We start from the raw sequence: 23,156 nt of genomic DNA, 5'->3' as shown, positions 1-23,156 counted from the left end.
GCACGCTGGGTGATGAGGTGGAAGCCTGCGCTCAACGCGTTCGCGATCACCTTCGCTGGCCGGTTCGAAAGAACCTTCCACTAATGAAAACCGCCGGACCCCACACACCGTTTATCGGACAGTCCCTGCAGAGGTCAAAATTGAAAAAATACGATCCTCGCCCAGCAGCCCTCCATCTCCTGGAAACAGGTGAGTTCTCCCTTGACGACCTATGGCTTCAGTACATATCGCGGGGAGGAAGTGCTGACGTCTTGGAGTTGGATGGCTTCATCCACGGCATCCCCCTCCTTCAAGGGCTCGAGGTTGAAGTTCTGATAGTGACACTGGAAGAACTCGTTCGCTCTGCCCGATGAGCGGGCGGGATTCGCCGTCCGGTAGTCCAGTCAGGCGGAGGGGTGTCCTTTGGGTATGCCTTCCCCTCGGTTGTTCGGTGCGCGGCCCCTGGTCTGGCTAGACGAATTGCGGCGGTGCTCCGTCTCTGATAGAGGGTCGTTGCCCGGAGCGGTAGGCCGAGGCAATGACGGGTTCGAGTTCGTCGATGACGGTGTGGTTTCCCGGAAGTACTACGTGGGCGAGGAATTTCGACTCCAGGGTAGCGACGCCGGCAGCGGCCGCTGCGAGTTTGGCGTCTGTTGAGAGGGCGAAGGCGTACCAGAATCTGCGGATCTTCAGGTCCAATGTCTTCGCTGCGGATTCCCCGGACGGTAAGGGGTCCCCGTGGACAGCTGGATGCTCGTCGGATTGCGGCGCTGAAAGGACGATGCGGAATTGCCGCCCGCAGGCCTTGAAGGCGATGGCGTGCAGGTGTCCGCGTTGGCTGAAAAGAACATCGGTGGCGCCAAAGTTCAGGAGCGCGTGTTCGATGTGTTCCCGTGAATCGACCACGACGTAAAGGAATGCTTGGAAGGCGCGGTAGACGCGGGCGGTATCTGCGGGTCTAAAGCCTGCGGCGGTCAGCAGCGAGAGGATGTTCTCGAGGGGACGCAGAGTGCCCGGCGGACGGAGCCCGAGTGGCCGCGCCGGTGCAGTGTTGCCAATCCGAACGCGCCAGACCTGTCACGGCTACGCAGGCGGAATGCCAGGAGGGAAATGAGCTGGGTTAGGCCCTGTGTTGATGCAGGAGAAGTCATGGGAGCTCTTATCGCAAAGGCGGTCCGGCCGGATGCTCAACCACGATAAGTAATAGTTACCCCTACGCTCTTGAGCTAAACCGATTCAGAAATATTGACAGTGCGGCCATCAGTTCAGGACCGTCGATCAGTTTTTAGCCTGACTGGGCATGGTCCTGCCAGGGGCCCTCCCTTGAGCCGCTGTTCTTACAAGCACTCCCGGGCAGCTGGGCAGTGCCGAAGGGTGGGCGGTAATGATTGTTTTCCACCCGTTCGTCCCGGTTTGACCGTCACCTGGTATTGGTTCTCTCTAGACGGTGCCCATTTCCCCTTAGAGATCACGCGTCACCGTCCAAGCAGAGGCGTTGACCGCACCCAGCCTCGCAAGGTCCCCTCAACGCCCCCCAATAAACGACGCTGAGAGGAACCTGCCCGGGCCCCTTAGTGCTGGCCGCGCCCTGGCACAGCGTCTGTGCCGGGGGGACTCGGCGGTCCTGAAATCGTGGCCTCAGGACCTTCAAACTTCATTCGCCTTCCTGCAAGTTCCTTGCGCCATGGGCCTTAGCCCTTGTGACCGTCAAGGCATCAGCAAGCCGCATGGCATCCAGTAGCAACATTCTGCCGGACGGCGGCGTGTTGCCAGCCTCGCTCGTGCAGATCACCAGCGCCGCGGTGACTTCCGCGATCAGGTCCGGGTCACGGCTCCGTTGATACACCTGTGCGAGGTCTCCTGTGTTTTCAAGTGCCCCGGAGACGAACACCGCGACCTCGGTCCTTCGTGCCATGTGAAATTTCATCAACACCGATGAGACCATGTTCTTCACGGTCTTCTCGGCCAGAAACAGCTCCTGTCCTATCTGACCGTTAGTCAGCCCTCGGGCAATTCCGATCGCTACCTTCAGTTCCTGCTTCGAAAGCATCCCCAACCGACCGTCGGGCCCGTTCGTCCCGTCAGCATGGATCGGGGCCAGGATACCCGCCTGGAAACGACGACTGAAGGCTGTATACCCGTGCATTGCCCGCCGGATCAGCCTGAGTTGCTCCTCATTGTCGTCCTGTTGTGACAAACACCCCCAGGCACCGGCCAGAATAGCGCCAATAAGAACCGCTTCGTCAGTTTCGCCCGTCATCAGCACGCACCGGGTGGTGGCATCAGCGGCTGCAATAGTTCGGCAAAGCCCCGCACCGGAACCATCGGGAAGAACATCGTCGATGATAGCCAGATCCGGACGTACCGCAGGGATCCGCCGGGCCGCCTGGCGCACAGACCGGGATTCACCGGCAACGTCGAACCCGCTATCCTCCAGCAGCCCCCGCAAACCCTGCCCCACCAGCTCTTCAGCGGTCACGACATACACGCTCCCGAAGGAAGACGACGCCGAATCAGGTTGATAGCCAGTAGCCATATTGGTTCCGTTCGCTCGCCCTTAACAACCCCAAAAGGCGCCTTTTAGTCTCCTGCTGCCACCCTGGCCCCACCGTGAAAAGGAGAACAGCTACCTAAGAACGGGTACCTGCAAAAGCGAACGAACTTGCCGACTCACCTACAGGCTAGACCTACAAGCAGCATCCCAACACCCCGCCCGGGCTCCAACGCAGGACAACCTGTCACTACCAGCGCAAAGCCATCCCCAGTTTGACGACTATAGGAGCATCGTCGAAGACGTCAACAACAGGGCCAGGGGGTCCGGAGCCCTGCGACGGCGCCCCCTGGACCCAACAGCCGGCCGCGCCAGCGGACGCCCATTTCCCTTGTGAGCCCTGGCGAACACCTCCCCCAACCACCGCCCACCCCACCCGCGCCGCGGCCCCGGTATGCCGCCGGCGGCAGCAACCGCGCACCCCGCTCCCGCGCGTTCGGCGGTCCGCCGCCGGCAACCACCCCCGGAAGCCAGCCACGCCGGCGGCGGACCGCCCGCGGTGACCGGCCCCGGAAAGGCCGGTCACCTCGTGGCTATTCGCGGCGGTCGTGGAGCGGGACCGCTCCATAGTGTCCGGCGGCGCGGCGGAAGCGTGCGTCACTGCTGTAGATGAACGTGCCGCCGAACATGTACCACGGCTTAGGTTCCCCGGCCGGGGTGACGGGTTCGGCGTGGATAACGGTCTCGTCCTTGAAGTGTTTGTTCCTCACGAGCCGGACGGCGGGGCGTTCATCGGTGGCAGCGAACACCGGGTCGATGCCATCGCCAATGACGGTCACTTCCATGACTTTGGCGGAGATGCCCCGGTTGGAGAAGTCTGCGCCAAGGTCGTCGCGGTAGATCAGGGCGGTGATGCCTTTGGGTGCTGTGGTGTCGTTACTCATCTGTTGATGTCCTTACGGGTTTGGTGGGGCTGTGCTGCCCGGCCCTGGGGCCGGCCAGCACAGCGGTGTGGTGGTGGTTAGGCAACGTTGACGGTGCAGGGCATCCGGTAGCGGCTGGGCAGCTCGGCGGCGGCTTCCGGCAGGTCGTCCGGGCCGTCGGCTTGGCCGTTCTTCCAGTGGAAGAACGCCTGTTCGGTGATCGCGTCCCACTGGCGGGCCTTGGTCCGGTAGTAGGTGCAGGTCACGTCGCCCTCGCAGTACGTGGCAACGCCGAACAGGTTCCCGATACGGTCAGCGGTCCGGGTTGCCGCGACCATCACGTAGGGCCACTGGCCCAGATCCCAGCCCTCCGAACCCCAGCAGGAGAGCACGGTCCAGCCGTGTTGTTCGATGAGATCCATCCAGTCGTAGCCGCCGTTCATGTGGTAATCGCCCAGCACGGTCATGTCCTCGATGGTTTCCCCGGTATCGGCCAGGGTCACGGTCTTCCTGATGACTGCGTTCATGATGTTCGTTCCTTCTTGTCCGAGAAGTGGGTGGGTGGGGCGGCCTATGGTGACCGGCCAGCTCCCCTTCTCCCCCGCGTTGTTTTGGCTGCTGGCGAAGCTTGCGGAGCTGTGCCCGACGGAGGCCCGTCCACCCGTGAGGGCAAGGTGCGGAAATCTTCGTAAGGAAATCAGCGACGAAGGAGCGCCGTCGAAGAATTGCGCACCGCAGGCCCCGGGAGGAACGACAGGGGCTGGACGGGCCGGAGCGGGCACGTACAATCCGACAGGACAGCAGCCAAAAAAAGGCGTCGAAGACGTCAACAACAGGGCCAGCGGGTCCGGAGCCCTGCGACGGCGCCCCTGGACCCAACAGCCGGCCGCGCCAGCGGACGCTCTTTCAGCTGGTTGCAGCGCAGCGGAAACCAGTCCTCCCGGCGGTAAACTTGTACTGCCCCCGTCACCGGAAATGCCCCCCAGTAGGTCGGTGACGGTGAGGCCAAGAACTCCCCCGATGCCCCGTTATGTGGGATGCTCGAAGGCGTAAGCAGCAGGATGTTTACACCCCAGGGCAGGGGGCCTCTTTCCCACCGCTTGCGGTCCTCTGCCCTGCCGCCGATCACTGCCTGGGGTGTTGGTACGGTGGATATGTCCCGACAGTCGCAGCAGCACAGGGGAAGTTATTGCTCCTGGCGGGACTCTATATTGGGGAGGAACCTTATGGGCCTGCGGAGCTGGTTTAGCCGGCGCAAGACGACAACGGGTACTGGCGCGTCCGCCCGGGTAGTGGCGGCTGCGCCGAGGGAACAAGAGCCGTTGAGTCCCGAGCAGGTGGCAGATTTGAAAGCGGCGTGGGCTGAGCTGGCCGAGGCGGCGAAGGAGTCGGCTGTCACCGGTTTTCATGCCTGTTCACGCGGCGGCAGGCCCTGGCAGGAAGACCCTGCATCCGTGCGGAGCATGGCAGCCATGCTCCGGAGCTTTCCCGCGGAGGACGCCTCCATTGAAGGTGCGCCGTCCAGCTAAGGGCCGCACCGGCTCTCCTGCCCGGCGTTGTCCTTTAGGCTGGGCCCATGGCCAAGTCCCTCCCGCCGGCACTGCAGCCACCGGTCGCGGTAGCCCTGGCGAAACTCGTCAAGGCCTTCCCTCGCCGTAACGCGCTGCCCGGGGCCTGTGGGCGGAACCCAAATGGGATGGTTACCTTCACTGCACTCTGTCAATCAGGGAATCCCTCGGCCTGCTGCCGATCAGGTAATTGACATACGTAACTCATCGCACGGAATCCCGGACTTGGGCCATGAAAATTGGGTGGGTGTCTCTGTCCCCTCGGGCAACCGGAGTTACTGCCAGGCTATCGATTGAATTTGGCGGGTATCTTCAGGCGTGCAGACCCAGGGATTGACGCCACACAGCGACAGCGAAAGCCGGCACCTTTTCGAGTGCCAGCCTTCACTGTTTCAGAAGCTGTTGATCAGTCTTTCGCGGCTACGGCGACTTCCGGGATCCGTGCTGAAGCAATGCATTCAACGGCTCCTGCAAAAGGCCGCGTCAGTTGACTTCCCACTCGGCCGTCTTAGCCTGTTCCAGCTCGGCGAACCTGGCGGCCATTGTCGCGTTGCCTCGTGTGAGCTTCCTGATTGTGAGGTCTTCGGCCTTGTCGTTGGCAAGCCGCAGATTGTTGGCTGACTTGTGGAGAGCTGCTTTCGTCTTCTCCAAGTCTTTGATCGCTTCGTCGATACGTTTGATCGCCTCCCCGAAACCGTCGGAAGCAAGCCGCCAGTTGCGGCCGAACACGTCCTTGAAGTCCTCGATCTGCTGCTCGAAGTTCGTGATATCGATGTTCTGCGCCTTGACCAGTGCGAGCTCGGTCTTGTACTTGAGGGAGTTCATCGCGGCGTTCCGCAGCAGCGCGATCAATTGGATGAAGAACTGTGGCCGGATGACATACATCTTCGGGTAGCGGTGAGAGATGTCAACGATCCCAGTGTTGTAGAGCTCGTTGTCGGGCTCGAGTAGCGAGACCAGCACGGCGTACTCGCACCCCTTCTCGGTGCGGTCTTTGTCGAGTTCCTTCAGGAAGTCTTCGTTCTTGTGCTTTGTCGCGGTGCCGTCGTTCTCGTTCTTCATCTCGAACATGATCGAGACAATCTCCGTACCAGCATTGTCGGAGTCACGGAATATGTAGTCGCCCTTGCTACCGGCCCGGGCATCGTTGTCTTTCTCGAAGTATGAGTCCGGGAAGGCTGTGGCACGGATGCGGTTGAACTCTATCTCGCAGTGCTGTTCGAGGGTTTCACCGACCATCTTGGTCGACAGCTTCGCCTTCAGGTCTCGCAGTCGCTCGATCTGTTCTTCGCGGTCCTTGATCTGGGTTTCGTACTTGTCCTTCAGAGACTTCTCGCCGAGCTGCTTCTCGAGCTCGGCTCGTTCGAGACCGCTTTTGAGTTCGTCCCGTTCCTTTTCCACGGTGCTGACTGCCTCGGTGATCGCGAGCCTCTGCACCATCTCAGTAGCCTCGAGCTTCGCCGTGAGCTCTTGGATGGCGGCGTCCTTCGTCGCGGCGGCCTTCTGGAGTTCGTTGACGAGCCTCGCTTCGGCCAGCTCCACCGATGACTGTTTTTCCTGCTTCGTCTGCTCGAGCTCGTTCACGAGCGCGTCGCGTTCCTTTTCGACGGCACTCAGCGCCTCGGCTACAGCGAGCTTCTGTGTGACCTCACGGGCCTCGAGCTTGGCCTTCAGCTCCTGGATCTCGGCATTCTTGGCAGCCGCAGTCTTCTGAAGTTCACTGGCGGCCTTCGTCTGCGCGAGTTCGAGCGAGTTGGCCTTGTCTTGCTCGGCCAGCTCGAGCCGCTCGTGGAGCTGTTGTTCGAACTCAGCGTCGCGAATCTGCTTGACGATGTCGGCGTAGCCGGCCTCGTCGATAGTGAATGTCTGCTCGCAGTGCGGGCACTTGATTTCATGCATAGCTGGAACCCCAATCAGGCTAGGTCGGCCTCGAACGGCCGCACTTGAGTGCCCCTCTGGTCTTTCAGAGGGGAGAAAAATTATCGAGATACGCCGGTCTCCGGCCCGGCGGCATACGACCCAGCGCCGGAGCGAACAGCAGCGTGCCGGGCTTGTTACGGCGATATGCCGAGTGGCCCGTCAGTCATTGAGCCCCAAACTATCCCCCAAGGCGATCCCGCTGCGGCTTGCGTTCGGCGCGGCTGCTCCCGGAGGGTGTCTGCACTTGATGTGCATGTTGTACCGGCCGCAAACCGACATTCGACGCAGACTGTGGTGATGTCTCGGGGGCTGCTGAGGGGTTGGTTGTCAGTTGGGCAAGCAAACCTTCACCAGCCCCTTATGGTTTATCCCGGTATCTGGATCCGTGCGGATTCCTGCATGAGCGTGTTGGCGATCATCACCGTTGATGGGCCGGGAGCGATGTCGAAGGCGATGAAGCCCCGTGCTTTATCACCGGGCAGGACGTCTCCGGAGGCGAGTTGGTTGTCTGCGAAGAGATCTAGATCGGCTTTGCGCCCGTTGGTGTCCTTGGCGGAGAAGTAGAACGGGTTGGAGCTGGTTTTGCCTGATTCGGTTTCCCAGAGGACATCCAGGAGCAGATAGCTTCCGTTTTTCGCCGGAGTGGCGAACGTGGTAGTGCTGACGCTGGCTGCCCGGACGGCGGAAAGGATCGTGATCCTGGCGATGTTGCCGTTGCTCATTTTGACGCTGAAGGGAACGCCGACGGCGGGGGCTGCAGTCGGGGGTGTGCTGGCCGGCGCGGGGGCTGCCGGTGCCGGGGCTGCCGATGAAGCCGCTGACAATGCGGCGGCGGATGACGGCGCAGTAGGGCTCACGTCGCTGGCCTGCTTGGTGCCCCCGGAGCAGGAGCCCAGGGCGATGCCCAGCACCAGGACACTGGCCGGGATCAGGAAGCGCTTCTTCTTGAAGAACGGGCGCGGCTGGGTGGTGATGCTTTCGGCGACGGGCGCTTGAGGATTCTGCTGGTTCATGTGGGTGATGCCTTTCTTGGGTTGGCGAATGATGTGTGGAGGGCGTGTTACTGCTTTTCCCATTTGCCGCAGCGGGTCGAGTTGAAGTCCTGTCCGCTGGAGAGGGTCACTGCAGGGCGGCCGCCGCCCGGGATGTCGTTTTGGATGATGTTGCTGCCGTTGCTTCCGGTGGCGTAAATCCCCCAGTAGCAGGAGGAGCCGACGTTAGCTGCCGCACGGTAGGTGCCCGGCTCGATGTCCTTGCCCACCGTCCAGGTTCCGTCGCCAACTGTGTTGGCGGCTTTGGTCTTCTCGGCGCCGGTGACTGCGTCTTCGCGAACCTTGACTGCGGCTTCGGCGGTCTTTACGGCTGCGTCGGCCTTCCCGACCTCGGTTTCGCGGGCGGTGACCTTGGCTTCACGGTCTGAAATGCCGGTCTGCAGCGTGTCGTACTTCGATTTCAGCGACTCGTAACTGGACTTGGCTGTGTCGCGCTCGGACTCCACGGAGGCCTTCTCCCCGGCCAGCGCCGCATAGGCTTCGCTGGACTTCGGGTCCGGCAGTGTGGTGCCGACGGCTACCGATCCAGCAAGCAGGGCCAGGACGGCCATGGTTGCGAAGATTCGCCGGCTCCGTCCCGGGTTTCCCTTTTCGCTGGACGGCGGAGCTTCCTCGGGTTCGTCATTGGCCGGCGTTCGCTCCGGCTCGTCGGTCTCGGTGTTCAACATGGTCTCTTCCTCTGTTCAGGGACGGATGGCTGCTGAGCGGCGGCGGGATACCGGTCCCCCAATGCGTGGTTCCCCGCCGCCGTCGCAGCTCCGGAGGGTTCCTTCGCAGCCGCACAACTGAAGTTACGGCCATCCCGACACCCCAGCACCAAAGAACGCTGATAACCCCCGTTATCAGCACTTCAGACGAAACGTTGCCGAACCCGGTTAGGCTGAGGGTCGACGTCTTAAGGAGGGGCAAATGAACGGAACAGAAACCCTGCACATGACCCTCTCGGACGTCGCGGCCTTGGCACAGGTCCAGCGTCCCGTCGTTTCCATGTGGCGCAAACGCAGTGCCGGGTCAGCTCATCCGTTCCCCGAACCCACGGCGCTGGAGGGCGGCCGTGAACTGTTCGACGCCGACCAGATTGCCGGCTGGTTGGACGCCACCGGACGGGGTAATAACCCCGAGTCGATGAACGACGTTGCCGCCTTCGCCCGGATACCCGGCACCGCCGCCGGCGGCATCCAGGGATCCCCGGTGCACGCCCTCACAGCGCTGCTGACGCTCAAAGCAATGACGGGCAAGACACTCGGGCGAATGAGCCCGGACGAACTGCTGGACATGGCGGACGAGATCGACCCCGATGACACGTTCCTTTATTCGGAACTGGAAGCCCACGCCGAATCGCTTGCTTCCACGGCAGCGTTCGTGGACCGTCTCGTGGACAGTGCCTACAACGCCCCGGCCGCCTTCGAACAGCTGCTGGCCGCCCGGTTCCGGGCGGGACTGCGGGAGCACTCGGATACCGCCCTCACCGATTCCACAGTGGCGCTGATTGCCGCGGCTGCGGTCGAATTGGCGGCCACGCTCGGAGGGAATCCGGTGTTTGCCGATTCCACCCGCGGCGGCAGCGACCTCCTGATGGGCATCGTGGACGCTGCCGGCGAGAGTGCTCCCGTCACTTTCCTGACAATGGACGACGACGGCGGTGCCGGCCGCCTGGTACGCCGCCGCCTACGCGTGCACGGTGTGGAGGCGCGCCAGATCCGGGCCGAACCCAGCGGCGAGTTTGCCGTCCAGGGAGCTGTGGTTCACGTGGCACAGTATCCGTCCCCCGGCCAGCCGGGCATGGGCGCCAAACAGATTCTCGCGGCTGTGGAACACCTTGTCCTGCAGATGGACGATCAGCAGCGGGCGGTCATCATCGCACCGGCACGGGTTCTCTGCGATGTGCCGGTGGCCGCGGCTTCGGGCCTGCGTTCGGGACTGCTGCGGACGGGCCGGGTACGCGCGATCGTCCGGCTGCCTCAGGGACTGCTGCGTTCCAAGCCGCGCGAAGCCCAGGCGTTGTGGGTGCTGGGACCGTCGTTTGCAGACGTGCCCATTGCCGGGCGTTGGACCATGGTGGCGGACCTCAGCACCCAAAACCTCACAGAAGACGCCAGACAGGACCTGGTCAGCGACGTCGCTGCATCCATGGGAAACCGCGCCACGGTGCGCGCCCATTCCTTCCGCTTCGCCCGCCTGGTGCAGACCAGCACCCTGCTCGCCAGCAGTGGCGCCCTGGTCGCAAGACAAACCCGAAGGGCATCGACTCCCGTGGCGGCCGCCGAGGCTGCCCTCCGTATGGAAGAGCTGATCCGCCTCCAGCAGACCGGAAAACCCGAGATGTCAGCAGACCTCGCAGTGCAACCAGCGGACGCAAACACGAACCCCCAACCCGCGTCCGTCCAGGAGATGATCACTGCCGGCAACCTCAAATACGTACAAGGGAACCGGCTGATCGACGCCCACCTGACCCGGACAGCCGGACCACGGGTCATTGGCCCGGCCGAGCTACTCAACCCGCACAGCGCCGAACCTCGCCACATCACCCTGCTCGACTTCGCCGCCAACTACCCTGCCGGCCGTCTCACCGAGCCCGGCGACGTTGTCTTCTGCACCAGTCCGCGGGCCGCCGCACTGGTCGACGTCGACGGCGGGGCCGTCGTCCTCTTCCCAGCCCGGGTGCTAAGGATCGATGCAGGGGACCCCGGCGGCCTGGTGCCCGACGTCGTCGCGGCGGACATCAATGCCCTCCCCTCCGCGGACAAGACCTGGCGCCAATGGCGCCTGCGCCGGGTGCCGGACGGGCAGCGCCGGAAGCTCAGCGAAACACTCGCCAGGCTGCAACACGGACGGCAACTAGCCCGCGAACGCCTCGGCCATTTGGAAGAACTCGCTACCCTGATTACGGACGGCGTAGCGGGCGGAAGCCTCACCCTGACAGACCCCAGCCTCAACCACGCCCCAGCACCCACCGAAGGAACCCGCTAATGCCCCCGAAGATGAAGGCGGATCTCGCCCCGTCCACCATGAAGGAACTCAAGGACACCCTCTGGAAAGCCGCGGACAAGCTCCGCGGGTCCATGGATGCCTCCCAGTACAAGGACGTGATCCTGGGCCTGGTGTTCCTGAAATACGTCTCGGACGCGTTCGAGGAACGCCGCGGGCAAATCCAGGCCGAACTGGAAGCGGACGGGCTCAACGAGGAGCAGATCGCCCAGCTCATCGACGACGTGGACGAGTACACCGGCCGCGGCGTTTTCTGGGTCTCAGAACGGGCACGCTGGGGCTATTTGGCCGAGAACGCCAAGGGCCTGCCTGCGATCGACGGCGCCGAGCCCAAGTCCATCGGCCAACTCATCGATGAAGCAATGGAGCTCATCATGGCCGACAACAAGTCCCTCGCCGCCACGCTCCCCCGCATCTACAACCGCGACAACGTGGACCAGCGCCGCCTCGGCGAACTACTGGACCTCTTCAACTCCGCCCGCTTCACCGGCCAGGGAGCCAGCAAGGCCCGCGACCTCCTCGGCGAGGTCTACGAATACTTCCTCGAAAAGTTCGCCAAGGCCGAGGGCAAGCGCGGCGGCGAGTTCTACACCCCCGCCGGTGTTGTCCGTGTGCTGGTCGAGGTCCTGGAACCGCACCGCGGCCGCGTCTACGACCCCTGCTGCGGGTCCGGTGGCATGTTCGTCCAGGCCGAAAAGTTCCTCGCGGCCCACAACATGGACGGCTCCGACATCTCCGTCTACGGCCAGGAGCTCAACGAGCGCACCTGGCGGATGGCCAAGATGAACCTCGCCATCCACGGCCTCAACGCCAACCTCGCCTCCCGCTGGGGCGACACCTTCGCCCGGGACCAACACCCGGAGCTGACCGGGGCCAACGGTGCGGACTTCATCCTGGCCAACCCGCCCTTCAACATCAAGGACTGGGCCCGCTCCGAGTCCGACCCCCGCTGGAAGTACGGCGTTCCCCCGGCCGGCAACGCCAACTACGCCTGGATCCAGCACATCATCTCCAAGCTGGCCCCCGGCGGCAGCGCGGGCGTGGTCATGGCCAACGGCTCCATGTCCTCCAACTCCGGCGGCGAGGGCGAGATCCGGGCCCAGCTGGTCGAGGCAGACCTCATCTCCTGCATGGTCGCGCTGCCCACCCAGCTCTTCCGCAGCACCGGCATCCCCGTCTGCACCTGGTTCTTCGCCAAGGACAAAACCGCCGGCCCGCGCGGCTCCGTGGACCGGACCGGGCAGGTGCTCTTCATCGACGCCCGGAACCTCGGCTACATGGTAGACCGCGCCGAACGTGCACTGTCCGACGAGGACATCGCCAAAATCGCCAACACCTACCACGCCTGGCGCGGCACCGCTTCCGCGGTGGAGGCAGGCCTGACGTACGACGACGCCGCCGGCTTCTGCTACTCGGCCAGCCTCGCGGAGGTCAAGGCCGCCGACTACGCGCTAACGCCCGGCCGGTACGTTGGCGCCGCCGAGGCGGAGGACGACGGCGAGCCGATCGAGGAGAAAATAGCCCGGCTGTCGGCTGAGTTGTTCGCGCAGTTCGAGGAATCGGAGCGGCTGGCGGAAGTTGTGCGGGAGCAGCTCAGGAGGGTCTCGTGAGCGAGTGGATCCGGACGACACTAGGTGACCTGATTGAACTTCAACGAGGACACGACTTGCCCTCGCAAGATCGGTCCGATGGGCACGTTCCAATAATTGGTTCCTTTGGTATTACCGGTACGCACAGCGTCGCCAAATATCATGGGCCCGGCGTGGCGATCGGGAGAAGCGGCGCTGCAATCGGCACAGCCACATACGTTGACGGCGACTATTGGCCCCTCAACACGTGTCTCTTCGTGCGAGACTTCAAGGGCAACGATCCTCGATGGATCTACCGCCTGTTGGACACCATAGACTTTATGGCGTTCAATTCCGGGAGCGCACAGCCGTCCTTGAACCGCAATTTCCTCCGAAACATACCTGCTGCTGCGCCGCCCTTATCTGAGCAGCGGGCGATTGCGGAGGTGCTGGGCGCGCTCGACGACAAGATCGCTGCCAACACCAAACTGGTCGAGGTAGCGGACGAGCTTGCGGCTTCGCTGACTCGGAAGGGGCTGGATGTATCCCAGCCTGTCGCCCTGTCCGACATTGCCGACATAGTCATGGGGTCATCGCCTTCGGGCTCGAGCTTCAATGAGATCGGCGAGGGAACCGTTTTCTATCAGGGCGTCCGGGACTTCGGGGTTCGCTTTCCAAGCAATAGGGTATGGACGACCGCCCCTGTCCGACTCGCTGTCCCGGGCGACACACTTCTGAGTGTCCGCGCGCCTGTTGGTCGCGTTAACCTCGCGACGGAGGGAACCTGCATAGGACGCGGTGTAGCGTCGATCCGTTCGTACACAGGTCGACCATTCACTCTGTTTCATCTCCTCAAGGGCTCGGAGGAGGCTTGGGCACCGTTCGAGGCCGAGGGTACGGTATTCGGGTCAATCAACAAGAGCCAACTGGCTTCGCTGCTGGTTCCAAGCCTTGGAGCAGGGCAGGAAGAACGGCTTGAAGGACAATTGGCACCAATCGAGCGGGCGATCGCTTCCGCGCTCGGCGAGAATGCCAATCTCGCCGCAACCCGTGATGCTCTCCTGCCCCAGCTCATGACCGGCAAGCTGCGTGTCAAGGACGCCGAGAAGGCATTGGAGAACGCAGGCGTATGAAACAGAACGGGGGCGAGATCCAGCCCAGTACGCGGAAGCACGTTAACGGCGCTTCCTTCCCGGGTACCCCCGCGCAAAGCTCCATGCCCGAGTGGTACCCGGAACTCCTGGCCTCTGTCACCCAGCGGATCGGCAGCGGACGCTTCCAAGCCGTTCAAGCCATGAATCGAGAGCTGACAGCCACAAACTGGGCCATAGGCAATGATCTACTCGAACGTGAGGCCTCCGAGGGCTGGGGTGCGAAAGTTGTACTGCGTCTCTCCGCCGACATTTCATATGAGTTTCCCGGCGCGCGCGGGTTTTCTCCCCGCAACCTCCGATACATGAAGTCGTTTGCCGAAGCATGGCCCGATACGGCAATGTTGCAACGCGTTGCAACATTGCCGTGGGGTCACCAGATCGCCCTGCTTGAGAAGCTCAGCGATCCGGACACGCGCCTCTGGTACGCGGCAGCTGCCGTCGAAAACGGCTGGTCGCGCAACGTGCTGGTCCACCAGATCGAGACGAAACTCCAAGAACGTAGCGGCAAGGCAATCACCAACTTCTCGGCCACCCTGCCGCCGTCGGACTCCGACCTGGCCCAGCAGTCGCTCAAGGATCCGTACGTCTTCGACTTCGTGGCCATGACGGACCGGCGCAACGAACGCGAGCTCGAAACGCAGTTGGTTCAGCACATCGAGAAGTTCCTGTTGGAGTTGGGTCAGGGCTTTGCCTTTGTCGGCGAGCAGGTCCGGCTGGAGATCAACGGGGACGAGTTTTTTGCGGACCTGCTCTTCTATCACCTCAAACTCCGGTGCTACCTGGTCATCGAGCTGAAGGCCGGCAAGTTCGAACCGGGCTTCCTCGGCCAGCTGGGCATGTACATGGCCGCCGTGGACGATCTGCTGGCCCATGCCGATGACAAGCCGACGATCGGCTTGCTGCTGTGCAAGTCCAAGAACAACCTGGTGGCCGAGTACGCGCTGCGCACCACGTCGATGCCCATTGGCGTCTCCGAGTGGAAGGCGGAGATCGTCGAGTCGCTCCCCGAGGAGTTTGCATCCAGCCTTCCCACCATCAGCGAACTTGAAGCCGAACTTTCAGGCGATATTTTAGAATGACTTCCGGTCAACCAGGGGGAACCACCGTGACAGCGACACCAGCCGTAGCCTTTTCCGAAGCCGATTGGGAGGGCATGGCCCTGGGGCTCCTGGCGGAGCCGCTCGGCTGGCGGCCGGCTTCCGGGCAGGACATCGCGCCCGGCACCGGTGAGCGGGATTCCTGGGACGAGCTGCTGATCCGGCCCCGGCTGCTGGCCGCGCTGCAGCGGTTCAATCCGACGGTCCCGGTCCAATACCTGCAGCAGGCCCTCGCCGAGATCGCGTCACCCAAGTCGCAGGACGCCATCACGGAGAACCACCGAATCCATAACTACCTCGTGGACGGCTACCGGCTCAGCTACATCGACTCGGACGGCAACGAGGCCAACCCCACCATCCACCTGCTCAGCTCAGACCCGGACCAAAACGACTGGCTCGCCGTCAACCAGGTCACCCTGGTGCAGGGCGACTACAAGCGCCGATTCGACGTCGTACTCTACTGCAACGGTATGCCGGTGAGTGTCATCGAACTGAAGAAAGCCGGGAGCGCCACGGCTGACGTCGCGGCCGCCCACGCCCAGCTGCAGACCTACCTGCGCGAATTCCCCATGGCGTTCCGCTTCTGCGTCTTCACGCTCGCCTCCGACGGGATCCAGGCCAAGTACGGCACGCCGTTCACTCCCCTGAACCACTTCTCGCCCTGGAACGTGGACGACGACGGCGTGCCCGTCGCCCCGGGCTACATGGAGAACGGCGAGGCCGTGACCGCGCTGGAGACCGCACTCCACGGTCTCTACAACCAAGAGCGGTTCCTGCAGCTGACACGCAACTTCACCGCCTTCGACGAAGGATCGGACGGGCTGAGCAAGCGCATCGCGAAGCCGCACCAGTACTTTGCCGTGACCAAAGCCGTGGGCAGCACCGTCCAGGCCGTGGAAAGCAACGGCAAAGCCGGGGTCGTCTGGCACACGCAGGGTTCGGGGAAATCCATGGAAATGGAGCTCTACGCCAACTTGGTGGCACGGCACCCCAAACTCAGGAACCCGACCGTCGTGGTCATCACGGACCGCAACGAACTCGACGGCCAGCTGTTCGAGGGCTTCGACCGGAGCCTGCTGCTGGCAGAGTCCCCCAAGCAGATCAAAAAACGCTCCGAGCTCCGCGAGGAACTGAGCAACCGCACCACCGGCGGCATCTACTTCACTACTCTGCAGAAGTTCGGCCGCAGCAAGTCCGAGAAGGACGCCGGCGCCGACCACCCGCTGCTGTCCGAGCGGCGGAACATCATCGTGGTGGTGGACGAGGCCCACCGTTCCCACTACGACGACCTGGACGGCTACGCCCGGCACCTCCGCGACGCCCTGCCGCATGCCACGCTGATCGCCTTCACCGGGACGCCGATCTCCTTCGATGACCGCAACACCCAGGACGTGTTCGGTGAGTACATCGACATCTACGACCTCTCCCGTGCAGTGGAGGACGGCGCCACCGTCCCGGTGTATTTCGAGCCTCGGCTGATCAAGGTGGGGCTGGCCTCCGACCTTACCGAGGAAATTCTGGACCAGGCCGCCGACGAGGCCACGCTGGGCCTTGACGACACGGAACGGGCGCGCATCGAGGCGAGCGTCGCCGTCGTCAACGCCGTCTACGGCGCGCCGCAGCGGATCGCGGCGCTGGCCGCTGACCTGGTGGCTCACTGGGAGAACCGCCGTGCCCGGATGGGCAAGTTCATCGAGGCCCCTGGCAAGGCGATGATCGTGGGCGGCACGCGGGAAATCTGCGCAAAGCTGTACACGGCGATCGTGGAACTGCGGCCCGAGTGGCATTCCGATGACCTGGCCAAGGGCAAGATCAAGGTGGTCTACTCCGGCACGGCGTCCGATGTGCCGCCGGTCTCCGACCACGTGCGCCGCGACTCTTTGAACGCAACGGTAAAGGAGCGGCTCAAGGACGTGGACGACGAGCTGGAACTGGTAATCGTCAAGGACATGATGCTCACCGGCTACGACTCCCCGCCCCTTCACACCCTGTATCTGGACCGGCCACTCAAGGGCGCGCTGCTGATGCAGACCCTGGCCCGTGTGAACCGCACGTTCCGCGGCAAAGAGGACGGGCTGCTGGTGGCATACGCGCCGCTGGCGGAGAACCTGGCCAAGGCTCTGGGCGAATACACGCAGTCCGACCGCGCGAACAAGCCGGTGGGTAGGAACATTGACGAGGCCATCGGGGTGACGCTTTCGCTCGTGGGCTCCCTGCGGGAGCTGCTTGCGGGGTACGACTGGAGGGCCGTGCTGATGAAGGGCGGCCCCAAGGCATTCCTGAACGCCGTCACCGGTGCCGTCAGTTACCTGCGGAGTCCCGGCACGCCTGGCAACCAGGCCGCCGACGGCGAAGAGTCGCTGGCCGCGAAGTACCGCAGGTTCTCCAGCCAGCTGTCCCGGGCCTGGGCCCTTTGCTCAGGGTCCGAAACGCTGGCCGAGCTGCGGCCCGAGATCCAGGTGTACGAAGAGATCCGCGTCTGGATGGCAAAGTACGACGCCGCCGACCGGCAAGCCAGCGGCGAGCCCGTGCCGGAGGAAATCCAGCGGCTACTGGGAGAGCTGATTGCCTCCGCAACTTCGTCCGGAGGGGTGTTGGATATCTACGAGGCGGCAGGCATGCCCAAGCCGTCGCTGGATGACCTGACGCCGGAGTTCATCGCCAAGACCCAGCAGGCACGGAACCCGCAGCTCGCCATCGAAGCTCTGCGGAAGCTGATCGCCGACGAGTCAGCCAACACGACACGGAATAACGTGATCCGGCAACGGGCGTTTTCCGAGCGGATCAGCGAACTGATGAAGAAATACACCAACCAGCAGCTCACGTCCGCGGAAGTGATAGCGGAACTGGTGGAGCTGGCCCGCGAAGTGGCGGCCGAGGGGCAGCGCGGTACCCAGTTCACCCCCCCGCTGAACTCCGACGAGCTGGCGTTTTACGACGCGGTGGCCCAGAACGAGTCCGCGGTGGAGGTCCAGGGCGAAGGGAAGCTGGCCGAGATCGCTCGGCAGCTCGTTGGCGTCATGCGGCGCGATGTGCGCACCGACTGGACGGTTCGGGACGACGTCCGGGCGAAACTTCGCGCATCCATCAAACGGCTCCTGGTGATCAACGGGTATCCGCCGGACAAGCAGCCCGAGGCCATTAAGCTGGTCATGGAACAAATGGAGGCCATGGCGCCGCGGTTTGCAGAGGCCCGGCTTTAGCTCGAAGCCGCGCACTAAGTCCGTTAAAGTGTGCGTCTTTCCATGCCTTGCCGGCTGCACGTGCCCTGCCTCGGTCAGGACCACAGCGGTTCTTAATGCCAAAACAAGCTTGGTAAGGCGGGCGGTTGGCAGATAGCTTCTGTTGGTACTGCTGGTCCGGGTATGTGGTGTGCACGATGTAGCGAGATTGCACACCAACAACCCGGAACGAAGGTACCAACTCACGCTATCTGCCAGGCGGGAACATGCAGCGGGCGGACCGTGGCATGTCGGCCCGTCAGCTAAGGCCATACCCAAGCGTACGATCATCACATGGACGACTTGCGCGCGGACGAGATCCGAAACCTGCCACTGCCCGACCTCGCACTCCGTGTCTTGGCCCAATACGCGAGCGGCGAGAAGGCGAACCTCAACAACGTCGTGCAGGGCATCGTCCAGCACGAGCACCGCGAGGAACCCGATGCGAACCAGCTCGCCGCACGCGTCGCTGAGACATGGGCATGGCTCGAAGCCCACGGCATGCTCGCTCTCGATTACAACGGCGCTACCAGTGCGCCATGGCAACGCCCCACCGCACTCGCGCGCGAGCTGCTCGCCGACCCGGGTGCGCTGGACAAGGTGTGGGCAGCCGAACGCCTCGCCGGTGACCTCGACCCAGCCCTCTCCAAAGCCCGCACCATCTATGCGCTCGGCGATTACGAAACCGCCTCGTTCGCCGCCATGAAGGCCGTCGAGGTCGAAGTCCGCCGGGCTGCCTGTCTCACCAACGAACTCCTCGGCGTCAAGCTCATGCGCAGAGCGTACAGCCCTGACGACGGTGCGCTCCGCGATCCTGATGCGGAACGCGGCGAGCAGCAGGCGACGGCTGACCTCTTCGCCGGGGCCATCGGCCTGTACAAGAATCCGGCCAGCCATCGGACCGTCGAGTTCGACGATCCAATCGAAGCAGCCGAGGTCGTCCAGCTCGCCGACCTGCTCCTGCGCATCGTGCACCGCGCCGAACAGCGGCAGACCGCCGAGCCGGTCTGACCAAATCACCGCCACCTACCGCCGGGTCGCCCTCGCCCCTACCGGCGTGTCGTGGTTGCTCCGTGTTGCGCATGGCAGGTCGGTCTCACGCGTCCGGCAAAGGATCCTCGACCGGGCCTTTTATCCAGATCTCGTCCCACTGGCTCTTGGGCACTTTTGAGAAGCGCACTGGAACTGGGATCACGTTGGCATGTTACTGAACCTCATAGCCCGGGGTCAGTGCTGCGCAGGTCGTCGATCCACGGCTCGGCGCGCTCGAGGACCCCGACCCAGCGATTCCGATGCTCCTGTTCCACCCCGAAGTGGTTGATGATCTGGTCCAGGACCAGCCGGCACGTCCCGAAGAGCATGCCCGCATACGGGAGCATCACATCACGTCTCCGGACGAACCCGATCCCCGCTTCGATATCCTTCCCTAGGAACATCGTGACTCCTGCGGTCTCACCGTGGGCGACGCCTGAGAGCTGGGAGTAGAAGGCGCGACCGGGGGCGCCGGGCGCGCTGTCGGACAGCACGGTTGAGGCCAGAGCGGTGACGCGGACGCTCTCGGCCTTGAGGCCTTCACCGGCGAGGACCTTCTTGAGGCCGTGGATGTAGGCGGAACCATTGATGTGCTCACCATTAAACAGGGTGAACTCGTTGTGTTTCGCCGAGGTGGAGAACTCTGCAATGCCCAGGTTGAGATGCCGGCGCAGGAGTTCCGATGGCGAGCTGGCCTGGAGCAGGTAGTGCGCGTTGCCGAACGCTTCGACGGCTCCCCGGGTGAGGGTGGCAAGCGACATGACGGGGCCGTCCTTCGGTAGGAGCATCGAGAAGGACCGCATGTGGTCTAGGGCGGCGAAGCTGTAGAACCCGATCGCAAGATGGGCAGACTGAAGATGGGAGGCGCCGGTCGAGGTAGGGACGTTGACCGAATCGGACAAGAACGCTTCCGCCCTCGAACCGGGGCGCGCCCGCTGGCCGACCGCGAGGTGGGTGATGACATTGGCATCCGGGACGAGGCCGATCACGATCTGCCTCATCATCTGCACGTCCTGTTCGCTCAGGCACTCCTCTGGACCCACACCCCCGCTTCCGCTGGACCGGCTGGAGAAGCCCTCAGATCGGGCCTGGGATTTCAACGCTTCTGCCATCACCACATCCTTCTACTAGACCTGCAGCCTAACGGCCGTCGCCAAGTCTGGTCCTCCCCGAGAGTGGATGGGGAATCCAAAGGTGCGGTGCCGTCCTCAATCGAAGCTGCTCCAGGGCGGGAACCCTCTGCGGCGTGGTTCGTTAAGGATCCCGCACCGGGGGTGGGAGACCCAGAGGAAAGGATCGATAGGTGATCGATCAACACGGCCCGAGACTAGCCATCGGCGCTCACAGCCGCAGGTTCTGTTGTTAGACCTAAGCAGTGGGACCGACAGAAGAAAGAACGGTCATTCCTTACCGAGGAACACGTCCGACACATTCTTGTCTGCCAGCGCCGCCGCATATGCATCCGCGACTTCAGTTGCGAACTGCATGATTTGGTCCACCTGTTCGTGACTAACCCAGCCCGGCGGGGTGCGACCTGTCCACCTTGTCCCGGCGGACCCGAAGAGCGACTCGGCCCGCCTGCGGAAGTCCTCAGTCGTAAGTGCCGAGATCGGGATACCGGTATTCTGGCCTGCAAAAGCCCCGTACGGCACAGCAACCTGACCATTTGGAAAGAGGGCAAGCACTCCACGCTCCCCACTCTTGGCCGGCCCCTTCGCAGCGAGGCTGACGTAGCCCGAGTATCGCCATACGAGGTGACCCAGTGCTTGCCACCGCTTGACGAGCACGCTCATCGCCCCCCTGATCTCAAGGGTCTCGCACAGCGCGAGGAACTCGTCGAGACTCAGCGGCTTCTCGGACTGCTTGGCCTGCTCGACTTGAGCCGTGAAAGAGTTCGGCGAGATCACGGCGCTGAATAGAGGGGCCCAGGGACTCCCTGAAATGCGAACCGCTTTGGCTTCTACGAGCCACACCGCAATTCCGTGCTCTGCATCGTGCTCGGCAAGTTCGTTCAGGTATTGCGCTACTGCCCGGAACTCATCTCGGTGCTCCTCCGCCACGACGACAAGACCACGAGCGCCGCGAGCGACAGCGTACGCAAGGCCACGGGTTAGATGGTCATGGTCGGCACGCCCGTACTGGTTCTCAATCACAAATTCGGGGCCGTCGGACGCCTGGGCCACGATGTCGATACTCCGGCCACCAGCCGTCGCAACCTCAGTCCGGCCGACAGCCAGAAGGTTTACACCAATTTCGTCGCCAATGGCATCCAACTGCTCCGCGAGCAACGGCGTGAAGTCCGCTGCCTCGCCCTTCCAAGCTTCGCGGAGCGACCCAAATTCGAGCTTTGCCATCACCGGCTTCACTGATACGTCACTCGTCCCCACAGTTCGGGCATGCACCAGTCAGGGGCCGTTCCATAAAGCACGACTCACAGACATCACCCCTTCGGCCAGCTACATCACGGCCGGCGGCGCCGGAGCCGGGCGACATTTCAGCGCACGTCTGGCAAGGGGGGAGAGCGCGCATCTGCTCCTCCGACGCGCGGTACGGCGCCGGGCCGAGCATCGAACCGTCGCTGGCACGATAAAAGTGCGAGCAATCCTCGTGGTGCCTTCGTCGTGGAGTTGCGCCGGTCGGCTGGCCATCAAGGCTAATCGGATCCTTGACCCAAATGAGACCCGGATACTCAACGCTTTGGTTCACGTCACTACCCTAGACCCGCCCTCCGACACTTTGCCTCTGAGATGCCGGGATTCCTGGGTTGAAGCGCACCGTCGCATTTGGAACCTTTCGAGTACGACAAACTCTTAGCAGTACCCCGGAGATAGTGCATCCCTCCGCCTCACCGAGGAAGCTCGCGAGCTCAGCCGCCGGCGCCCATCCGATTACGCGCGCAACTCACAACGGCGGACAAATCGAGCCCATAGGTCGGCCCTCCGCCTGAACCGTACTCCTCGAGCCGAGCCGCACCGCGCTCGAAAAGCCGCAACGCGCCAACGCTGTTCCCCCGGGCGGCGTGGGTGAGCCCGACGCAGATCTGAGCGAGACCTTGCCAAAGGTCGCGTTCTTGGGCCGGCCCAGCTTTCCATCTAGCCTCAATTACCTCATGCGCGGCGAAGGGCCGGCCCGCTTCCACTAGGCTCCGGGCCGAGATCAACGTCTCCGCGGGCGGCAGCGGCTCCTCCGAGACAGGCTCCACGCCAGCGCTTCCGTAAGGCAGCGGCCGTCCAAGAGCGTCACGTGGCCGTGCCTGCCTCGGGCGCCTTGAAGCATCCCGATCCCGGTCGCCGGTCACTGCAGCTTCCGCTCTGTGCGTCCGTGGACCTTGGCAACCTTCATCCGCCCAATGCTATAGCTCGGCCCTTCGAACCAAGCCATTCACTTCGCCCGGGACGCATGTCTGCTCCGTCGCAGTCGTCAGATCCTCAAACGTTGACAGAGTTTGGAGTGCCCAGTTGGCCATTGAGTTAGTCATGGTGCTCGCTCGACAGTAGAGACGTCCGATAACGATCGTTCGCAAGACATACCTGAACGTGTTCAGCAGGCCGCGCCAACCCGGGGTCTGTTTTGTAATGCTTGGCGTGTACGCGGCTGTGTAACACCTCGCCCGGTTCGTAATGCAACCCGGCAAATGTAGCCGCTCCGCCGCCCGGTAAAGCATTATGTGCTGTCAACGACCCTCGTTGACTGGATAGAAAACCGCATAGCCGGATCTACCGTTCGCCGCCCAGTCCATGCCTTGTTCACCCAGGGTGAAATAAACTTTGATTGGGCTGACCTTTTTATGTTCCGGCCGCGCGTGCAGGTCTTCCGCGGTCCTTTAATTATCTACGCCGTGCTTATTGTTCCGGGAGTATCAGACGTCCTGGTTTCGTCGTATCGCACCCATTCTTACGCTCGCTCTATTCACCGCAACGGCCGGTGTGACCGCGGCGGTAGCGGACTCACCGGACCCGCACGAGCATTACGCCAACCACCCCATCCGTGTCCAACCAGATGCCACGACGACACCCGCCGGCCTCGCCCCGGGGACCGTGCAGGGAGTTTACGGTTTCCCCACCTCGTCGACAGTGGGCAGTGGTACGACGATTGTCATTGTTGATGCCTACAACGACCCGAGCGCCGAATCAGACCTGGCCGTATTCAGCGCCCAGTTCGGG

Annotated in this window: 19 protein-coding genes; 9 read left to right on the top strand and 10 right to left on the bottom strand. The window is 63.1% G+C overall.

The window, feature by feature from the left end:
* On the top strand, positions 1 to 353 hold a 353-nt coding region (locus IEW19_RS21645), incomplete at its 5' end, for a hypothetical protein (RefSeq protein ID WP_229748658.1).
* Positions 354 to 450: 97 nt separating this feature from the next.
* On the opposite strand, the gene IEW19_RS21640 is transcribed toward IEW19_RS21645, so the two are convergent.
* The 4 genes from IEW19_RS21640 to IEW19_RS21625 form a co-directional block, all read right to left on the bottom strand.
* Positions 451 to 885, bottom strand: coding sequence for a hypothetical protein (locus IEW19_RS21640; RefSeq protein ID WP_188573626.1), 435 nt, complete (start codon positions 883 to 885; stop codon positions 451 to 453).
* Positions 886 to 1,633: 748 nt separating this feature from the next.
* On the bottom strand, positions 1,634 to 2,515 hold the full coding sequence (locus IEW19_RS21635) for a response regulator (protein ID WP_188573625.1): 882 nt from the start codon (positions 2,513 to 2,515) through the stop codon (positions 1,634 to 1,636).
* 548 nt (positions 2,516 to 3,063) lie between these two features.
* Positions 3,064 to 3,414, bottom strand: a complete 351-nt coding sequence (locus IEW19_RS21630; protein WP_188573624.1) for a DUF8317 domain-containing protein — start codon at positions 3,412 to 3,414, stop codon at positions 3,064 to 3,066.
* A 77-nt stretch (positions 3,415 to 3,491) separates the two neighbouring features.
* Entirely contained in the window at positions 3,492 to 3,920 is a 429-nt protein-coding gene (locus IEW19_RS21625) for a hypothetical protein (RefSeq protein WP_188573623.1), read from the bottom strand.
* An 810-nt stretch (positions 3,921 to 4,730) separates the two neighbouring features.
* On the opposite strand from IEW19_RS21625, the gene IEW19_RS23745 reads away from it, so the two are divergent.
* Positions 4,731 to 4,922, top strand: a complete 192-nt coding sequence (locus tag IEW19_RS23745) for a hypothetical protein (protein WP_229748657.1) — start codon at positions 4,731 to 4,733, stop codon at positions 4,920 to 4,922.
* 522 nt (positions 4,923 to 5,444) lie between these two features.
* Here IEW19_RS23745 and IEW19_RS21615 read toward each other — a convergent pair.
* The 3 genes from IEW19_RS21615 to IEW19_RS21605 form a co-directional block, all read right to left on the bottom strand.
* The gene (locus IEW19_RS21615) at positions 5,445 to 6,860 is read right to left on the bottom strand and encodes a DUF2130 domain-containing protein (protein WP_188573621.1); all 1,416 of its coding nucleotides are present in this window, start codon (positions 6,858 to 6,860) and stop codon (positions 5,445 to 5,447) included.
* 386 nt (positions 6,861 to 7,246) lie between these two features.
* Positions 7,247 to 7,894: a DUF4352 domain-containing protein gene (locus tag IEW19_RS21610; RefSeq protein ID WP_188573620.1), complete on the bottom strand. Its 648-nt coding sequence runs from the start codon at positions 7,892 to 7,894 to the stop codon at positions 7,247 to 7,249.
* 47 nt (positions 7,895 to 7,941) lie between these two features.
* The gene (locus IEW19_RS21605) at positions 7,942 to 8,601 is read right to left on the bottom strand and encodes a PspA/IM30 family protein (protein WP_188573619.1); all 660 of its coding nucleotides are present in this window, start codon (positions 8,599 to 8,601) and stop codon (positions 7,942 to 7,944) included.
* Positions 8,602 to 8,842: 241 nt separating this feature from the next.
* On the opposite strand from IEW19_RS21605, the gene IEW19_RS21600 reads away from it, so the two are divergent.
* The 6 genes from IEW19_RS21600 to IEW19_RS21575 all read left to right on the top strand — a co-directional run bounded on the left by IEW19_RS21600 (position 8,843) and on the right by IEW19_RS21575 (position 18,972).
* The gene (locus IEW19_RS21600; protein ID WP_188573618.1) at positions 8,843 to 10,903 is read left to right on the top strand and encodes a hypothetical protein; all 2,061 of its coding nucleotides are present in this window, start codon (positions 8,843 to 8,845) and stop codon (positions 10,901 to 10,903) included.
* Positions 10,903 to 12,531, top strand: a complete 1,629-nt coding sequence (locus tag IEW19_RS21595; RefSeq protein WP_188573617.1) for a class I SAM-dependent DNA methyltransferase — start codon at positions 10,903 to 10,905, stop codon at positions 12,529 to 12,531. The genes IEW19_RS21600 and IEW19_RS21595 overlap by 1 nt, the downstream gene beginning before the upstream one ends.
* Positions 12,528 to 13,622 (top strand): restriction endonuclease subunit S, encoded by a 1,095-nt coding sequence (locus IEW19_RS21590; RefSeq protein ID WP_188573616.1) that lies wholly within the window; start codon positions 12,528 to 12,530, stop codon positions 13,620 to 13,622. The genes IEW19_RS21595 and IEW19_RS21590 overlap by 4 nt, the downstream gene beginning before the upstream one ends.
* Positions 13,623 to 13,705: 83 nt before the next feature.
* Positions 13,706 to 14,722 carry a PDDEXK nuclease domain-containing protein gene (locus tag IEW19_RS21585; protein WP_229748656.1) on the top strand — a complete coding sequence of 339 codons (1,017 nt, stop codon included), beginning with the start codon at positions 13,706 to 13,708 and terminating at the stop codon, positions 14,720 to 14,722.
* Complete coding sequence (locus tag IEW19_RS21580; protein WP_188573614.1) at positions 14,719 to 17,943, top strand: type I restriction endonuclease subunit R; 3,225 nt, start codon at positions 14,719 to 14,721, stop codon at positions 17,941 to 17,943. Before IEW19_RS21585 ends, IEW19_RS21580 begins: the two co-directional genes overlap by 4 nt.
* 375 nt (positions 17,944 to 18,318) lie before the next feature.
* On the top strand, positions 18,319 to 18,972 hold the full coding sequence (locus IEW19_RS21575; protein WP_188573613.1) for a TIGR02391 family protein: 654 nt from the start codon (positions 18,319 to 18,321) through the stop codon (positions 18,970 to 18,972).
* Between the two features lie 203 nt (positions 18,973 to 19,175).
* On the opposite strand, the gene IEW19_RS21570 is transcribed toward IEW19_RS21575, so the two are convergent.
* The 3 genes from IEW19_RS21570 to IEW19_RS23740 all read right to left on the bottom strand — a co-directional run bounded on the left by IEW19_RS21570 (position 19,176) and on the right by IEW19_RS23740 (position 22,195).
* The gene (locus IEW19_RS21570) at positions 19,176 to 20,105 is read right to left on the bottom strand and encodes a hypothetical protein (RefSeq protein WP_188573612.1); all 930 of its coding nucleotides are present in this window, start codon (positions 20,103 to 20,105) and stop codon (positions 19,176 to 19,178) included.
* Positions 20,106 to 20,393: 288 nt separating this feature from the next.
* Complete coding sequence (locus IEW19_RS21565) at positions 20,394 to 21,347, bottom strand: hypothetical protein (protein ID WP_188573611.1); 954 nt, start codon at positions 21,345 to 21,347, stop codon at positions 20,394 to 20,396.
* A 512-nt stretch (positions 21,348 to 21,859) separates the two neighbouring features.
* Positions 21,860 to 22,195, bottom strand: coding sequence for a DUF309 domain-containing protein (locus IEW19_RS23740; RefSeq protein ID WP_268236318.1), 336 nt, complete (start codon positions 22,193 to 22,195; stop codon positions 21,860 to 21,862).
* 724 nt (positions 22,196 to 22,919) lie between these two features.
* On the opposite strand from IEW19_RS23740, the gene IEW19_RS21555 reads away from it, so the two are divergent.
* On the top strand, positions 22,920 to 23,156 hold a 237-nt coding region (locus tag IEW19_RS21555), incomplete at its 3' end, for a hypothetical protein (protein ID WP_229748655.1).

This window comes from Arthrobacter liuii (assembly GCF_014639275.1).
In the GTDB taxonomy this organism is placed as follows: Bacteria; Actinomycetota; Actinomycetes; order Actinomycetales; family Micrococcaceae; genus Arthrobacter; species Arthrobacter liuii.
Note: the sequence above shows the minus strand (reverse complement) of the source record. Positions and strands in the feature narration are given on the sequence as shown.